The organism is Bradyrhizobium oligotrophicum S58, from assembly GCF_000344805.1.
In the GTDB taxonomy this organism is placed as follows: Bacteria; Pseudomonadota; Alphaproteobacteria; order Rhizobiales; family Xanthobacteraceae; genus Bradyrhizobium; species Bradyrhizobium oligotrophicum.
In genome coordinates this window covers 1512520-1526744 of record NC_020453.1, presented here as the reverse complement: position 1 = coordinate 1526744, position 14225 = coordinate 1512520, and the positions used below count along the sequence as shown (strand labels likewise).

The 14225-nt window shown below is 64.1% G+C and carries 12 protein-coding genes; 9 read left to right on the top strand and 3 right to left on the bottom strand.

What is annotated here, in order from left to right; translation table 11 throughout:
* Window positions 1–74 precede the first annotated feature (74 nt).
* Complete coding sequence (gene hemN / locus S58_RS06605) at window positions 75–1427, bottom strand: oxygen-independent coproporphyrinogen III oxidase (RefSeq protein ID WP_015664482.1); 1353 nt, start codon at window positions 1425–1427, stop codon at window positions 75–77.
* Window positions 1428–1622: 195 nt separating this feature from the next.
* Here hemN and S58_RS06600 point away from each other — a divergent pair, with 195 nt between their 5' ends.
* The 4 genes from S58_RS06600 (at window position 1623) to S58_RS06585 (ending at window position 6089) form a co-directional block, all read left to right on the top strand.
* Window positions 1623–1832: a hypothetical protein gene (locus S58_RS06600; protein ID WP_015664481.1), complete on the top strand. Its 210-nt coding sequence runs from the start codon at window positions 1623–1625 to the stop codon at window positions 1830–1832.
* A gap of 339 nt (window positions 1833–2171) precedes the next feature.
* The gene (nirK, locus tag S58_RS06595; RefSeq protein WP_015664480.1) at window positions 2172–3266 is read left to right on the top strand and encodes a copper-containing nitrite reductase; all 1095 of its coding nucleotides are present in this window, start codon (window positions 2172–2174) and stop codon (window positions 3264–3266) included.
* A 52-nt stretch (window positions 3267–3318) separates the two neighbouring features.
* Window positions 3319–4200 (top strand): SUMF1/EgtB/PvdO family nonheme iron enzyme, encoded by an 882-nt coding sequence (locus tag S58_RS06590; RefSeq protein WP_015664479.1) that lies wholly within the window; start codon window positions 3319–3321, stop codon window positions 4198–4200.
* Between the two features lie 170 nt (window positions 4201–4370).
* Window positions 4371–6089, top strand: coding sequence for a nucleoside phosphorylase-I family protein (locus S58_RS06585; RefSeq protein WP_015664478.1), 1719 nt, complete (start codon window positions 4371–4373; stop codon window positions 6087–6089).
* Between the two features lie 7 nt (window positions 6090–6096).
* On the opposite strand, the gene S58_RS06580 is transcribed toward S58_RS06585, so the two are convergent.
* Both S58_RS06580 and S58_RS06575 read right to left on the bottom strand, forming a co-directional pair.
* Window positions 6097–6747, bottom strand: coding sequence for a CoA transferase subunit B (locus S58_RS06580; RefSeq protein WP_015664477.1), 651 nt, complete (start codon window positions 6745–6747; stop codon window positions 6097–6099).
* Complete coding sequence (locus tag S58_RS06575; protein WP_015664476.1) at window positions 6747–7475, bottom strand: CoA transferase subunit A; 729 nt, start codon at window positions 7473–7475, stop codon at window positions 6747–6749. The genes S58_RS06580 and S58_RS06575 overlap by 1 nt, the downstream gene beginning before the upstream one ends.
* Window positions 7476–7785: 310 nt before the next feature.
* Between S58_RS06575 and S58_RS06570 the strand changes: the two genes are divergently transcribed.
* The 5 genes from S58_RS06570 (at window position 7786) to S58_RS06550 (ending at window position 14083) form a co-directional block, all read left to right on the top strand.
* The gene (locus S58_RS06570) at window positions 7786–9735 is read left to right on the top strand and encodes an AsmA family protein (protein WP_015664475.1); all 1950 of its coding nucleotides are present in this window, start codon (window positions 7786–7788) and stop codon (window positions 9733–9735) included.
* A 131-nt stretch (window positions 9736–9866) separates the two neighbouring features.
* On the top strand, window positions 9867–11249 hold the full coding sequence (locus S58_RS06565) for an ABC transporter substrate-binding protein (protein WP_042338877.1): 1383 nt from the start codon (window positions 9867–9869) through the stop codon (window positions 11247–11249).
* 116 nt (window positions 11250–11365) lie between these two features.
* The gene (locus S58_RS06560; protein ID WP_015664473.1) at window positions 11366–12241 is read left to right on the top strand and encodes a carbohydrate ABC transporter permease; all 876 of its coding nucleotides are present in this window, start codon (window positions 11366–11368) and stop codon (window positions 12239–12241) included.
* Window positions 12238–13089 carry a carbohydrate ABC transporter permease gene (locus tag S58_RS06555; protein ID WP_015664472.1) on the top strand — a complete coding sequence of 284 codons (852 nt, stop codon included), beginning with the start codon at window positions 12238–12240 and terminating at the stop codon, window positions 13087–13089. The genes S58_RS06560 and S58_RS06555 overlap by 4 nt, the downstream gene beginning before the upstream one ends.
* A 7-nt stretch (window positions 13090–13096) precedes the next feature.
* The gene (locus tag S58_RS06550; protein ID WP_015664471.1) at window positions 13097–14083 is read left to right on the top strand and encodes an alpha/beta hydrolase family protein; all 987 of its coding nucleotides are present in this window, start codon (window positions 13097–13099) and stop codon (window positions 14081–14083) included.
* Window positions 14084–14225 lie beyond the last annotated feature (142 nt).

Genomic DNA, 14225 nt, shown 5'->3' with positions numbered 1-14225 from the left:
CACGTCCGCGGCCGTCTTTGTCGCGGCACAAGCACCGCGCGCAAGTATCACGGCATGAGATCAGGTCTGCCGGGCTAGACCGCCCGGCTGTGCAGCTGTTTCGACGCATCGAGATGCGCGTCGAACGCCGCGGCCACACTTCGCACCAGGAACCGGGAATGCTCGGTCACCGCCAATGCGCTGCCGTTGAGCTCGACGACCCCGTCGGAAATCAACGACTGCAGCCGCGGTGCCGACCTCAGCATCTCGTCGGCACCCATGCCGTGCCGGCCGCAGATGACATCGAGGTCGACGCCGTAGTCGCACATGATGCGCTCGATGATGTCAGCCCGCAGGCGGTCATCATCGGTCAGGCCATAGCCCTTGACCGTGGCCAGGCTGCCCGCTGCAATCTTCTCTTCATAGGCGCGAACCTGAGGCGCATTCTGGACATAGCCTTGCGGCAACTGGCCGATGGCCGAAGCGCCAAAGCCGATCAAGAGATCGTTGGCATCGGTCGTGTAGCCCTGGAAATTGCGGTGTAGCCGGCCCTCGCGGAAGGCGACGGTCATCGGATCAGTCGGTAGCGCAAAATGGTCCAGCCCGATCTGGACGTAGCCGGCCTCCTTCAGGGAGTCGGCAATTGCGCAGGCCTGATCGTAACGCTCCAGGCTGTCCGGCAACGCGGAGTCCTGGATCTTGCGCTGGTGCGTCTTGAAGGACGGGACATGCGCATAGCCGAACACGGAGAGCCTGTCCGGACGCAGCTCGAGGGCGCGCCGGACGGTGTCCAGACAAGACGCCACGCTCTGATGCGGCAGCCCGTAGATCAGGTCGAAATTGATCCCGGCAACGCCGGCCCGACGCAGCCCATTGGTGGCCGCTGCGGTCTGCTCGAAGCTCTGCACCCGGTTGATGGCCTGCTGCACCCGCGGATCGAAGCTCTGAACGCCCAGGCTCGCGCGGTTGACCCCGCTCACTCCCAGCGCGTCGATCATCGCCGGCGTCAGCGTGCGCGGATCGATCTCGATGGCAATCTCTGCTGAAGGAAGCACGAAGAACGAATGTCGCAGCGATCCGACGAGATCGACGAACGAGTCCGGCGCCATGATGGTGGGCGTGCCGCCGCCGAAATGAATATGCCCGACCTGAAGCCGTCGGCCGATCTGACGCGCCACCATGTCGATTTCGCAGCGAAGCGCAGATTCATAGACCGCGATCGGCTCGTCGCGCTTGGCAACCATGGTGTTGCAGCCGCAATACCAGCACATCGAACGGCAGAACGGGACATGCAGGTACAGCGATGCCGTCGCATTCGTCGGGATCGCGCGCAGCCACTGCGCATAGGTCGATGCGCCCACCGCAGCCGAGAAATGCGGCGCCGTGGGATAGCTGGTGTAGCGCGGGAGGCGCTCCTGTCCGTAGCATGCCGCAAGATCGGGTCTCATGTCCTGCCTGTCCACCTTATGTTCGGCTGTCTGTGACACGAGGCAAGGAGGACGGCCTTGAGCTTCCTCAAGGCACGGCCGGCAGATGCCCCGTCGATGTCAGTAGAACGCGGGCTTTCGCCCCGGACTTTGCGCTTCATCAAAGTGGCCGGTCGATTTTCGATCATCATCAAGTGATGATTTGAGGGACCTGCAATGGATGCTCTGGGACTGCTGATCCGTGTCTTTGCTCTCGTCTCCAACGTCCGCGGCCATATTCCCCAATCCGACGGCTTCGAATCCTTTCGCGACGAGTCCGGGCCGACCGGCCTGCTGGGCAATATCGCAATGTTCATGACCACGGTGTTTTGCATCGCAGCCGGAGTGGCTTTCGTCGTGCTGCTGGCCGTGCGCTGGCTGAGCTAACGAACTTGTCAGACCTTATTGGCCGCTCTCCTTTTCCATTAGTAAAGCCGTAGCATCCCGCCATACCTCGACGACGGCCGGTTCAACGGCGCACGGACAGATCACGCGGATTGTCCGCGCAGACCGCCCGCTTTCTCTCCTCTCCGAATTTCACGAAGCATTCTGCGGCTGCGACCGTTGCAGCAGCGGCGGCGCGATCATGTGCCTCGGTGCGGACCACCTCGAGTCCGGCGGCCGATTTCGCAAACGCGAGATTGCTTGTTGCAGCACAAACAGACCTGGTTCCAACGAGCGCATGCTGATCGCGGCATACAACAGATCCAAACGAAGGAGCGATCCATGTTGACCCGCCGCACCGCCCTGCTCAGTGCAGCCATCGCCGCGATGATGCTTGCGGCTCCCGCTGTTGCCGAGGACCTCAAGCTGCCGCGCCAGACGGTCGATCTGGTCGCCCCACCGTTCGTGCATGCGCATGAGCAGGCCACCAAGCAGGGTCCGAAGATCATGGAGTTCAAGCTCGTGGTCCAGGAGAAGAAGATGGTGATCGACGAGAAGGGCACCACCTTCCAGGCCATGACCTTCAACGGCTCGATGCCGGGCCCGCTGATGGTGGTCCACGAAGGCGACTATGTCGAGGTGACGCTGGTCAATCCGGCGACCAACACGATGCCGCACAACATCGATTTCCATTCTGCGACCGGCGCGCTCGGGGGCGCTGCGCTGACCCTGGTCAATCCGGGTGAGCAGGTCGTGCTGCGCTGGAAGGCAACGCGAACCGGCGTGTTCGTCTATCACTGCGCCCCGGGTGGTCCGATGATCCCCTGGCACGTCGTCTCCGGCATGAACGGCGCCGTGATGGTGCTGCCGCGCGACGGTCTCAATGACGGTCACGGCCATGCGCTGCGCTACGACCGCGTCTACTACATCGGCGAGCAGGACCTCTACGTTCCGCGCGACGAGAAGGGCAACTTCAAGTCCTATGATTCGCCCGGCGAGGCCTATAGCGACACCGAGGAGGTCATGCGCAAGCTCACGCCGACCCATGTGGTGTTCAATGGCAAGGCCGGCGCGCTCACCGGCAAGAATGCGCTCACCGCCAATGTCGGCGAGAACGTCCTGATCGTGCATTCGCAGGCCAACCGCGACAGCCGTCCGCATCTGATCGGCGGCCACGGCGACTATGTGTGGGAGACCGGCAAGTTCTCCAACGCGCCTGAAACCGGGCTCGAGACCTGGTTCATCCGTGGTGGCTCGGCCGGTGCCGCGCTCTACAAATTCCTGCAGCCCGGCATCTACGCCTACGTCACTCATAACCTGATCGAGGCGGCCAATCTCGGCGCAACCGCGCATTTCAAGGTCGAAGGCAAATGGAACGACGACCTGATGACGCAGGTGAAGGCCCCGGCGGACATTCCGACCGGCTCGACCAACTGATCGGCTCAGGGGGCCGGCCTGTCCGGCCCCCGCTCTCTTCGAGCGTGCTGCCATGCTTCTCGCTTTCAAGATCAAACTCACCTTTGCCTGCATCGTCGGACTGGCTGGCCCTGCGGCGATGACGCCGATCATCACAGGGCTGCAAAGCCCGGCCATTCCTATCGTAGGTCCGGCCCTGAGCGAGATCGCGCCGGGGATGCTCAGCTATCGCGATTCCGGCGATCATCTGCGCAACGGCCGCCAGGCCGAGGCTCCGACCATGACGGTCCGCTTCGATCGCCCGCTGACGATCATGACCAACCAGGTCAGCGCCGCCGACTATCAGGCCTGCGTCGAAGCCCGCGCCTGCCGCGCACTCGACCGCGATGTTGCCGTCGCCATCGATCGTCCGGCCGTGCAGGTGAGCTGGCTCGACGCCGTGGCCTACGCCGAATGGCTCTCGCACACGACTGGGGATAGCTATCGCCTGCCGACTGACGCAGAGTGGGCTCATGCGGCGGGAAGCCGCTTCAAGGACGATGGCGTCTCTGTCGATGACGCCGATCCGTCGCGGCGCTGGATCGCCCGCTACGAACGGGAAGCCGCCCTGCCCGACGATCCCAAGACGCGAAGCTTCGGCGGTTTCGGCACCAACGAACACGGCGTAGCCGATCTGGCGGGCAATGTCTGGGAGTGGACCTCGACTTGCTTCACGCGCAAGGTGCAGGATAGTGCCGGTCGCGTCATCAAGACCGTCAACAACTGCGGCGTCCGCCTGGCCGAAGGCGCACACCGGGCCTACGTGACCGATTTCATTCGCGACGCTCGCGCCGGCGGTTGCGCCGCGGGCACGCCGCCGACCAATCTGGGCTTCCGGCTAGTCCGCGAACAGCCGGCGTGGAGCCGAGGTGTGGCGCAGCGGCTCAGCCGGTTGATCAACGCCATGCGCGCCTGACGACGAAGCCCGCAACCGCAAGCCTGCTCGTCCAATACGCCATGTGTGACGGTGCGCTGACACTGGCACAAATGACAGTCACGCCAAATCAACTTTTGGTTGCGACAATCGAGGTACAAACGTTACACAATCGTTGTTGAGAGACGCGATGAGCGGACCAGGAGGCGAGTGTGGTTTCTCGACATCCGCCGGTCTTCTTCACGTCCGATCTGCACGGATACGGGATCGGCAACACCAGCTGGTTCGACGACAATTCGCCACGCGCGCTGGCCGGACGTTGCCTCGTCGACGCGCTGGAATATCTGCGGACGGCGCCGAAATTCGCCGCCAAGGACTGGCACGTGGTGAATGCGAACGCCGCGCGCATCGTCCACCAATGTCTCGCGGATCCAGCGCTGGCACGCCAGGACATTCTCACCCGCGTGGCGCCGGCCATCGAAGAGATCTGTGTGCGGATCGTCGCAAGCCGCCAATATCGCGTTCCGTTCTACGGCGACGATTTCTGGGACTGGGCCAGCGTCGTCGACGCGTTCTGCGAAGTGCAGAAGGTCTCGGCCACCGCGACGCAGGTGGCCAGACGCGAGCTGGACCAATTCCGCAGGACCGTTCACATCCGCATGCCGAGCGGGCTTTCGTCCGGCGACCCCGAGCATGAATGGTTCGGTCCGGCGATCGCGACGCGCGCCCATCACCTGCTCGATACGCGCGCATCGGGCTTCGACCCCGATCTGCGCAACGAATTACAGGCGCAAGCCCTCGAACGCATCGAGCGTGGCAGATATCGCGGCCGGCAGGTGACGCCATGGCAGCTCAGCTGGCACTACGGCCAGGTGGTCGGCGAATTCCAGCGCGCTGCGAGCGAACAGGCGGCCGAACTCGCCGATTTTGCCTGGCTGGCGGTGCCGCTCGATGCAAGCAAGCGCACCCAGGTTCTCGCACGCGTCCTGCAGGGGGCCTGTGCGGTCAAGGACCGCCGAACCGTGCTGCAGGCATTGGAAGAGCTGTATCGCGGCGAGACGCCCGGCCGCCCGCTCGGCCAGGGCGTGATCGGCGCCAACATCGAGGCCTCGCTGGACGTGCTCGAGGCGCTATGGGCGCAGCTCGATGATCGCGAAAAAGCCAGCATCAACGCGATGCTCGATGCACTGCGCTTCCTCCACGCAAAAGCGCATACGATCGGCTTCCTCGTCGAGACGCCCGAAGACATCGAAGCCCTCATCCAGGCGATGGGTCCGGGGACGCTGATCGAGCAGCGCAACGCGGCGCGCGCGATCATCAGGCATTCCTGCTTCCATGCCGTGATCTGCCTGGGGCGGTCGATGACCGAGGTCGCGAGCGCCGCGGCGGTTGCGATCGAGGAGCATGGCGCACGATGGCTGATCATGCCGGGACGGGCGCACGCGCTCGGCCCCTCGCTTGCGCAAGCCTCGCAGGGACCGCGCTATGTCGGCGCCGGGCCGGGCAATCTCGTCATCGCGACCTCGGTGGCGCCGTTCCGGATCCAGATCAAGATGCGGGACGCGCTCAGCATTGCCGAGCCATTTCCGAATGACGGGGGCATGATCATTCCTGCCGATCCCGAGCTCTACCGCCTCGCGCATGAATCGGCGGCAACCATGCTCGACGAGATCGGAGTGTTCTTCGAAGGGATGACGGTGACGCGCGATGGCGACGGCATGGACGCCGAGATTTCGACGGCGTTTCCCGGCGCCCTTGCCGCCGATGACACCGCCTATGTGATGGGACTGATCGGCCTCAGCCGCGGCGTGCCCTGTCTGGTCATCCAGAGCCTGGCGGAGATCACGCCGCAGGCTCCCGCGCACCCGGCACGCAATGAAGCGTGCCGCCTGGCGGTCAAGGTCGCGGAGATCCTGTGCCGGCGCTGGTAGTTGCGCCTCAGCTGTTCTTCAGCGCGACCCGGAATTCGGCTTCGGTCTTCGCCTTGACCTCGTCGAGCGTCACGCCGTCGGCAAGCTCGATCAGGGCCATGCCGTCATTGCCGTGCTTGTCGATCGTGAACACCGCAAGATCGGTCACGACCATGTCGACCACGCGCTCGCCCGTCAGCGGCAGGTTGCAGGACTTCAGCAGCTTCGGGCCGTCCTTGGCACTGTGCTCCATCACGACGACCACGCGCTTGACGCCGGCGACGAGGTCCATCGCCCCGCCCATGCCCTTGACCATCTTGCCCGGGATCATCCAGTTGGCGAGGTCGCCATTCTGCGCCACCTGCATGGCGCCGAGGATCGACAGGTCGATGTGGCCGCCGCGAACCATCGCGAACGAATCCGCCGAGGAGAAGTAGCTGGTGATCGGCAGCTCGGTGACGGTCTGCTTGCCGGCATTGATCAGGTCGGGATCCTCTTCGCCTTCATAGGGGAACGGACCCATGCCGAGCATGCCGTTCTCGCTCTGCAGCGCCACGTCGACACCCGGCGGAATGTAGTTCGAGACCAGCGTCGGAATGCCGATGCCGAGATTGACGTAATAGCCGTCCCGCAGCTCCTTGGCGGCGCGCGCCGCCATCTGCTCTCGCGTCCAGGCCATCAGACTTCCTCCCCGGCTGCAGCAGCGGGCTCACGTTTGCGGACGGTTCGCTGCTCGATGCGCTTGAGCGCGGTGCCGACCTGGATGATGCGTTTCACGAAGATGCCGGGCGTGTGGATGTGGTCGGGGTCGATCTGGCCGGCCGGCAGCAGATGCTCGACCTCCGCAACCGTGACCTTGGCCGCCGTGGCCATCATCGGATTGAAGTTGCGCGCGGTCTTCCGGTAGACGAGGTTGCCGGCGGTGTCGCCCTTCCAGGCGTGCACGATCGCGATGTCCGCGAACAGGCCGCGCTCCATCAGATATTTCTCGCCGTCGAACTCGCGCACCTCCTTGCCCTCGGCGACCAGCGTGCCGACGCCGGTCTTGGTGAAGAAGGCCGGGATGCCGGCGCCGCCGGCGCGGATGCGCTCGGCCAAGGTGCCCTGCGGGCAGAATTCCAGCTCCAGCTCGCCGGCCAGATATTGCTGGGCGAACAGCTTATTCTCGCCGACATAGGACGAGATCATCTTCTTGATCTGCCGCGTCTCGAGCAACCGGCTCAGGCCAATACCGTCGACGCCGGCATTGTTGGAGATCACGGTGAGATTCTTCACCCCCGACTCGCGAATGGCGTCGGACAGGGTTTCCGCGATGCCGCAAAGGCCAAACCCACCCGACATGATGGTCATGCCGTCCTTGAGGAGGCCAGCAAGGGCGGATTTGGCGTCCGGATAGACCTTGTTCATACGGGAATGACCTGATGGAGAGCGACGACCGCGCGGATATCGACCGGATTATTAGGCGAAATCTTCGCAATGCGTCAATGACGCCTTCCCAACGCGCAAATCCTGCTTTAGCTGTCAGCCCGGCTTGCGGCCCCGAAACGATCCGGGGTGCGGAATCCGCATGCGCCGCCGTAATCCGGCCACACCCGCGGCGCGGCCTTGAAAGCGTCAAGAAAACGCATCAAGTTGTTGATGTTGGCAAGGGTTTTCGGCGCGCCCTACCCATCCCCAGTAACCAGCGATCCGACGATCCCAGGACATGTCAGTGACCATGGCCCAAGGAATGAGGCGCCTCGGCACACCGATCGCGGTGCTGCTCGGCATCGCGTTCGTGAGCCTGTTGGCGAGCTCCTGGCTGGTCAATCGCGACGCCCTGCGCCAAGCGGTCGAGGCCCAGATCCGCGCCGTGACCGGGCTCGAGCTCGTCGTCAAGGGACATATCGACGTCTCCCTGTTCCCCGGCAGCTACGTCTCCTTCCATGACGTCGGCCTGAAGGGCAGCGGCACCGAAGACCCCGCTTTGCGCGTCGACGTGCTGACCGCCAATCTGCAGCTGCTGCCGCTGCTGTTGCAGCGGTTCGAGATCGCCGACGTGATGATGCTGCGGCCGCAGATCAACGTGGTCCGCGAGGCCGACGGCAACAGCAACTGGACTCCCTTCATCGACACCATCGCGCGTACGATGCGCCCGGGTCCCGACAGCCAGATGTCGTTCTCCGAGATCCGCATCCAGGATGGCATCCTGGTCTACGAGGATGGCAGCCACCATGCCTCCGAGCGGCTCGACGACATCGACCTGTCGCTGGCCTGGCCGTCGATCTCGCGCTCCTTCGCCGCGACCGGGCAATTCGATTGGCGCGGCCAGCGCATCGAGGGCTCGATCAGCGTCAGCGATTTCCTCGCCGCGCTGTCGGGAGACCGGTCCGGTCTCAAGATGCGCCTTGCCAGCCCGCCCCTGAAGGTTGCCTTCGACGGCACCGTCGCCAACCGCACCAGCGCGTTGATGGAGGGCACGCTGACAGTGGACAGCCCGTCGCTGCGCGACGCGATGCGCTGGACCGGACAGGCGCCGCTCGGCGGCAATGGTTTCGGCCGCTTTGCGCTGCGCGCCCGCGCCAACGTGGTCGGCGCCTCGATCGCGCTCACCAACGTCAATGTCGAACTCGACGGCAACACGGCCGAAGGCGTGATGACTTACGCCAATAACGGCCGACAGGCGCTGCAGGCCACTCTCGCCGCCGATGCGCTCGACTTCACGCCCTATATCTCGACGTTCCGGCTGCTCGCCAACGGCGCGCGCGACTGGAATCGGCAGCTGTTCGACCTCAAGGCCTTGTCGACGACCGACCTCGACATGCGACTATCGGCCGCAAAGGTCACCGTCGGCTCGTCGAAGCTCGGGCGCACGGCGTTCGGCGCCAATCTGCGCAACGGCGTGCTCGCGCTCTCGGTCGGCGAGGCGCAGATGTATGGCGGCGTGGTGCGCGGCTCGTTCGGCATCGCCCGCGCCGACACGGTCGCCGACGTGAAGGCGGAGCTGCAATTCACCGATGTCGACCTGCAGGCCTGCGCCAACGAGATGTTCGGCGTGTCGTCACTATCGGGACGCGGCAACCTCAACGTCTCGCTGACCGCATCGGGCTCCAGCCCGTTCGGGCTTGCTCAGTCGCTCGACGGCAGCGCCACGCTGCAGGGCCGTGAAGGCGCGATCTCCGGCTTCAATGTCGAGCAATTGCTCAAGCGGTTGGAACGCAGCCCGCTGTCGCGCGGCGGCAATTTCCGCTCCGGGTCGACGCCATACGATGCGCTGACGGTCTCGGTGAAGTTTGCCGAGGGCATCGCCACCGCGGAAGACATCCGCGTCGAAAGCCCGACCGCGCGGATCACGATGACCGGAACGGCGTCGGTGCCGACCCGCGAATACGATTTCAAGGGCGTGGCAAGCCTGCTGTCGGTAGGCAATGGCAGCAACGGCTTCGAGCTGCCCTTCGTCGTGCAGGGGCCGTGGGAGGATCCGCTGATCTTCCCCGATCCTGAAAGCCTGATCCGCCGCGCGCCGGCGGCGGCCCCGTTGCTCGACGCCGTCAAGGACCGCAAGACGCGGGATGCCGTGCGCTCGGTGCTGGAACGCTTCACCGGCGGCGGGCTGCGCCCTGCCGAGCAGGACAGCACTCCGCCGCAGGCCGATGCTCCGGCAGGCAGTCCCACAAAACAGAACTGATGCGACGGTCGCGTCCATTGGCCTCCGGTGTCACGACCTATGGCTGATATATTACTTCTGGATCGCATCGATCCCGTGGGCTAGTGTCCCGTCAACCGATCAAACAAGATCGGCGGATCAGGGAGAGACACGTGAAATCCAGGGGAATGGGTGCGCTTTCAATCGCAGTCGCAGCCGCCGGGCTTTTTTGCGCTGCAGCACCAGCCATCGCTCAGGACACCATCACGATCTGGTGGAGCAAGGGCTTCTACAAGTCCGAAGACGATGCGCTGCTCAACGTCGTCAAGAAATTCGAGGCCAAGACCGGCATCAAGGTCGAGCTGTCGCAATACGCGATCCAGGACATGATCCCGAAGACGGTCGCCGCGCTCGATTCCGGCACCGTGCCTGATGTCGCCTATGCCGACACCTACGACGTCCAGGCCCAGGGCAAGTGGGCGTTCGAAGGCAAGCTGGAGGATCTGACCGACATTCTCGAGCCGATGAAATCGGCGTTCGCTCCGAACACGGTCGAGACCGCCTATCTCTATAACAACGTCACCAAGAAGAAGGCCTATTACGGTTTCCCGCTGAAGCAGCAGAGCATGCACGTCCAGATCTGGGGCGACCTGCTGGACAAGGCCGGCTTCAAGCAGAGCGACATCCCCACCAAGTGGGAGGACTACTGGACGTTCTGGTGCGACAAGGTGCAGCCGGCGGTCCGCAAGGCGACCGGGCAGCGCATGTATGGCGTCGGTCAGCCGATGGGCGTGGAATCGACCGATTCGTTCCAGTCGTTCTACACCTTCATGGACGCCTACAACGTCAAGCTGGTCGATGACGACGGCAAGCTGCTGGTCGACGATCCCAAGGTGCGCGACGGCCTCGTCAAGGCGATGAAGGACTACACCGACACCTACATCAAGGGCTGCACGCCGCCGTCGTCCACGACCTGGAAGGATCCGGACAACAACGTTGCCTTCCACAACAAGACGATCGTGATGACGCACAACTTCACGATCTCGATCGCGGCGAAGTGGTTCGAGGATTCCACCAACCCCGCGCTGACCCCCGAACAGCGCGCGGCCGGCAAGAAGGCCTATGAGGAGGACATCATCACCGCGTCCTTCCCCAACAAGCCGGACGGCACGCCGATCAAGTATCGCTCCGACGTCAAGACCGGCCTGATCTTTGCCAATGCGCCGCACAAGGCGCAGGCCAAGGAGTTCATCAAGTTCCTGATGCAGGAAGAGAACCTCGGTCCCTACGTCGAGGGCGCGCTGGGCCGCTGGTTCCCGGTGACCACCGCCGGCCAGAAGAGCCCGTTCTGGCAGGCCGACCGCCATCGCAAGGCCGTCTACACCCAGTTCACGGGCGGCACCACGCCGTTCGACTTCACCAAGAACTACAAGTTCACGATCCTCAACAATGAGAACGTCTGGGCGAAGGCCATGAACCGCGTGGTCAGCGAGAAGGTGCCGGTCGAGAAGGCCGTCGACGAGTTGATCGCGCGGCTGAAGGAGGTTGCCGGCTAGTCACTGGCATCGCGATGCACTAGCCTGAGCTCCTGACAACGACAACACGTGCCGGCCGCAACGTATGCGGCCGGTTTGGCTATCGGCGGGAAGAGACGACCCGGGAAGAAACCACCATGGCGATCACGCTCTCAGCTTCCGATTCCGCGCTCGCGGAGGCGCCGCGCCCGGTGCTGCTGACACCGTCACAGGTGTGGGGCATCGTCATGCTCGCGCCCTACCTGCTCGTCTTCCTCGCCTTCGTCGTCTACCCCGTCGGCTACGGCCTGTGGCTGGCGCGAGATCCGGCCAGCTATGTCGCGCTGTACAACGACCCGATCTTCGCGCGCGCCGCCGTCAACACGCTGATCTTCCTTCTCGTCGGCATCAATCTGAAGATGCTGATCGCGCTGTTCCTGTCCGGCTTCTTCATTCAGCAGCGCGGCTGGATCAAATGGCTGTCCGTCATCTTCATCCTGCCCTGGGCCGTGCCGTCGATCCCGACCATCCTGTCGGTGCGCTTCATGCTCAATCCCGAATGGGGCGTGATCAACCAGCTCATTTTCAAGTTCACCGGCGAAGACGGCCCGAACTGGCTGAACAACCCGACGGTCGCACTGTCGATGGCCATCGGCATGCACATCTGGAAGTCGCTGCCGTTCTGGACCCTGATCCTGATGACCGGCCGACTCGCGATTTCGCATGACCTGTTCGAGGCCGCCGAGGTCGACGGGGCCACCTGGTGGCAGAAGTTCCGCTTCATCACCTGGCCGTCGATGCAGACACTCTACATCACCTGCACGCTGCTCTCGATGATCTGGACGCTCGGCGACTTCAACAGCGTCTATCTCTTGACCGGCGGCGGGCCGGCCGATCTCACCCATGTGCTGTCGACGCTCGGCATCCGCTATCTCCGGCTCGATCAGCTCAGTCTCGCGATGGCGTCGATCGTCTGCGCAATGCCGCTGGTGCTCCCCCTGGTCTATTTCATGATGAAGCGGTTGTCGCGATGAAGCTCCCTACTCTGCGCGAAGTCGGCACCGAGGCCCGGCTGCTCCTGATCGGCATCCCCGTCTTCATCTGGACGATGATCCCGATCTATCACATGTTCCTGTTTGCGATCTCGCCGAAGGAGGACGCGTTCTCGGGCAAGCTGTGGCCGGACCATCCGACCTTGCACAATTTCTCGATCGTGTTTCACCAGCAGCACTACTTCCTGCGCGACTTCTGGATCCAGTTCGGCAATTCCGTCGTCATTGCGGTCGCCGTCGGCGCGTTGACGCTGGTGATCGCGACGTGCGCGGCTTACGCGATCTCGCGCCTGCGCGTGCCGGGCAGCCGCGTGGTGATGAACCTCGCGCTGTTCACCTATTTCATCCCGGCCGCGTTCCTCGCCGTGCCGATGTATCGCACCATGGGCAAATACGGCCTGTTGAACAACGACTGGTCGCTGATCTTGGCGATGGTCACGATCGCCTCGCCTTACGCGATCTGGGTGCTGAAGCAGGCCTCCGACAAGCTGCCGGTCGAGCTGGACGAAGCCGCCGTCATGGATGGCGCCAGCCCGCTGCAGATCTTCCGCCTCGTCTACGTGCCGCTGATGATGCCGTCGCTGGTCGCGATCGGCACCTACGCGGTTCTGCTGGCCTGGAACGAGTATCTCTACGCCTTCCTGCTGCTGTCGAACGACAAAGCCATTACGCTGCCGGTGGCGCTCGGCAACTTCCTGGCTGCCGACGATTCGCCCTGGGAGCTTCTGATGACCACGGGCTTCATCTACGCGCTGCCGCCGGCCGCGGTCTACTACGCCTTCAAACGCTACATGGTGGGCGGCCTCACTGCCGGCGCCGTGAAGTCGTGACGGAGCAATGAAGGTCGGGTTTCGTCAGGGGCGGTTCGAGGACGCCTCGCGGCCGAACTGGGATGGCGACGGGCCCCGTCCCGTCGACTGGTTCGCCTGGTATCCCGCCGCCGACGGAGCAGACGAAACGGCGCTTCCGGTCGCGCCGTGGCCGCCAGGCTGGTTCAAGGCAGGACAAGCGGCGCTGGATGCGCCGCTGGCCGCCAAAAGGTCTTCTCCGCTCGTGGTCTACTCGCACGGCACCGGCTGCAACGGCCTGCAGTTCGAATGGCTGGCGCGTGAGCTGGCCAGTCGCGGCTTCATCGCGGTCGCCGTCAATCATCACGGCAACAGCAATGCCGAGCCGTACCGAGCCGAGGGATTCCTTTGCTCATGGGAACGTCCGCGCGACCTGTCATTGCTGATCGACCACATCCTGGCTCATCGCGCCTTCGAAGGCCGCATCGGCCTCAACCGCATCTTCACCGTCGGCTATTCGCTCGGCGGCGTCACGGCTACCGCCCTGCTCGGCGCCATCATGATCCGATCGCCATTCGAGCCAGGCGCCAATCTCGGCCGCGGACCGCGCGAGTTTCCCGATCTCGTCGATCACCTTCCACGCCTGATGGAGGAGAGCGAGATCTTCCGCAACTCTTGGGCGCGGATGTCGGCCTCCTATCACGATCGCCGCATCAAGGCGGCGCTGCTGCTCGCGCCGGGACGCTCAGTGCAGGGCTTTTCCGACGACAGCGTCGCCGCGATCGGCGTGCCGACGCACGTCATGGTCGGCGGTGGCGACGCGCTGCTGCCGTCCGCGCGCTGGCTGCAGCAACGCTTGCCGCACAGCGCACTCGATGTCGTCGCTGACGATGCCGGCCACTACGTGTTCCTGCCTGAGAGCACCGAACTCGGCCGGCAGAGCGATCCGGCGTCCTGCGTCGATCCGCCATCAGTCGATCGCGGCGCAATTCATCGCACGGTGATCGCCGCCGCCTTGAAGCTGTTCGCGGTATGAATGACGCTGCCACAGCATGCGTGGTCATCGCGAGCCGCGTTCGCGATGACCACGCAAGGCGCCACAACCCCGGCTGTCATGCCCGCGCAGGCGGGCATCCAGTACGCCGCGGCCTCTCGGCAGACTCACGGGCGTCTCGGCG

Bases quoted from the DNA above. Each gene is read 5' to 3' on its own strand.
- hemN (WP_015664482.1), bottom strand. From the start codon at position 1,427: ATGAGACCCGATCTTGCGGCATGCTACGGACAGGAGCGCCTCCCGCGC.
- S58_RS06600 (WP_015664481.1), top strand. From the start codon at position 1,623: ATGGATGCTCTGGGACTGCTGATCCGTGTCTTTGCTCTCGTCTCCAAC.
- nirK (WP_015664480.1), top strand. From the start codon at position 2,172: ATGTTGACCCGCCGCACCGCCCTGCTCAGTGCAGCCATCGCCGCGATG.
- S58_RS06590 (WP_015664479.1), top strand. From the start codon at position 3,319: ATGCTTCTCGCTTTCAAGATCAAACTCACCTTTGCCTGCATCGTCGGA.
- S58_RS06580 (WP_015664477.1), bottom strand. From the start codon at position 6,747: ATGGCCTGGACGCGAGAGCAGATGGCGGCGCGCGCCGCCAAGGAGCTG.
- S58_RS06575 (WP_015664476.1), bottom strand. From the start codon at position 7,475: ATGAACAAGGTCTATCCGGACGCCAAATCCGCCCTTGCTGGCCTCCTC.
- S58_RS06570 (WP_015664475.1), top strand. From the start codon at position 7,786: ATGGCCCAAGGAATGAGGCGCCTCGGCACACCGATCGCGGTGCTGCTC.
- S58_RS06560 (WP_015664473.1), top strand. From the start codon at position 11,366: ATGGCGATCACGCTCTCAGCTTCCGATTCCGCGCTCGCGGAGGCGCCG.
- S58_RS06555 (WP_015664472.1), top strand. From the start codon at position 12,238: ATGAAGCTCCCTACTCTGCGCGAAGTCGGCACCGAGGCCCGGCTGCTC.
- S58_RS06550 (WP_015664471.1), top strand. From the start codon at position 13,097: ATGAAGGTCGGGTTTCGTCAGGGGCGGTTCGAGGACGCCTCGCGGCCG.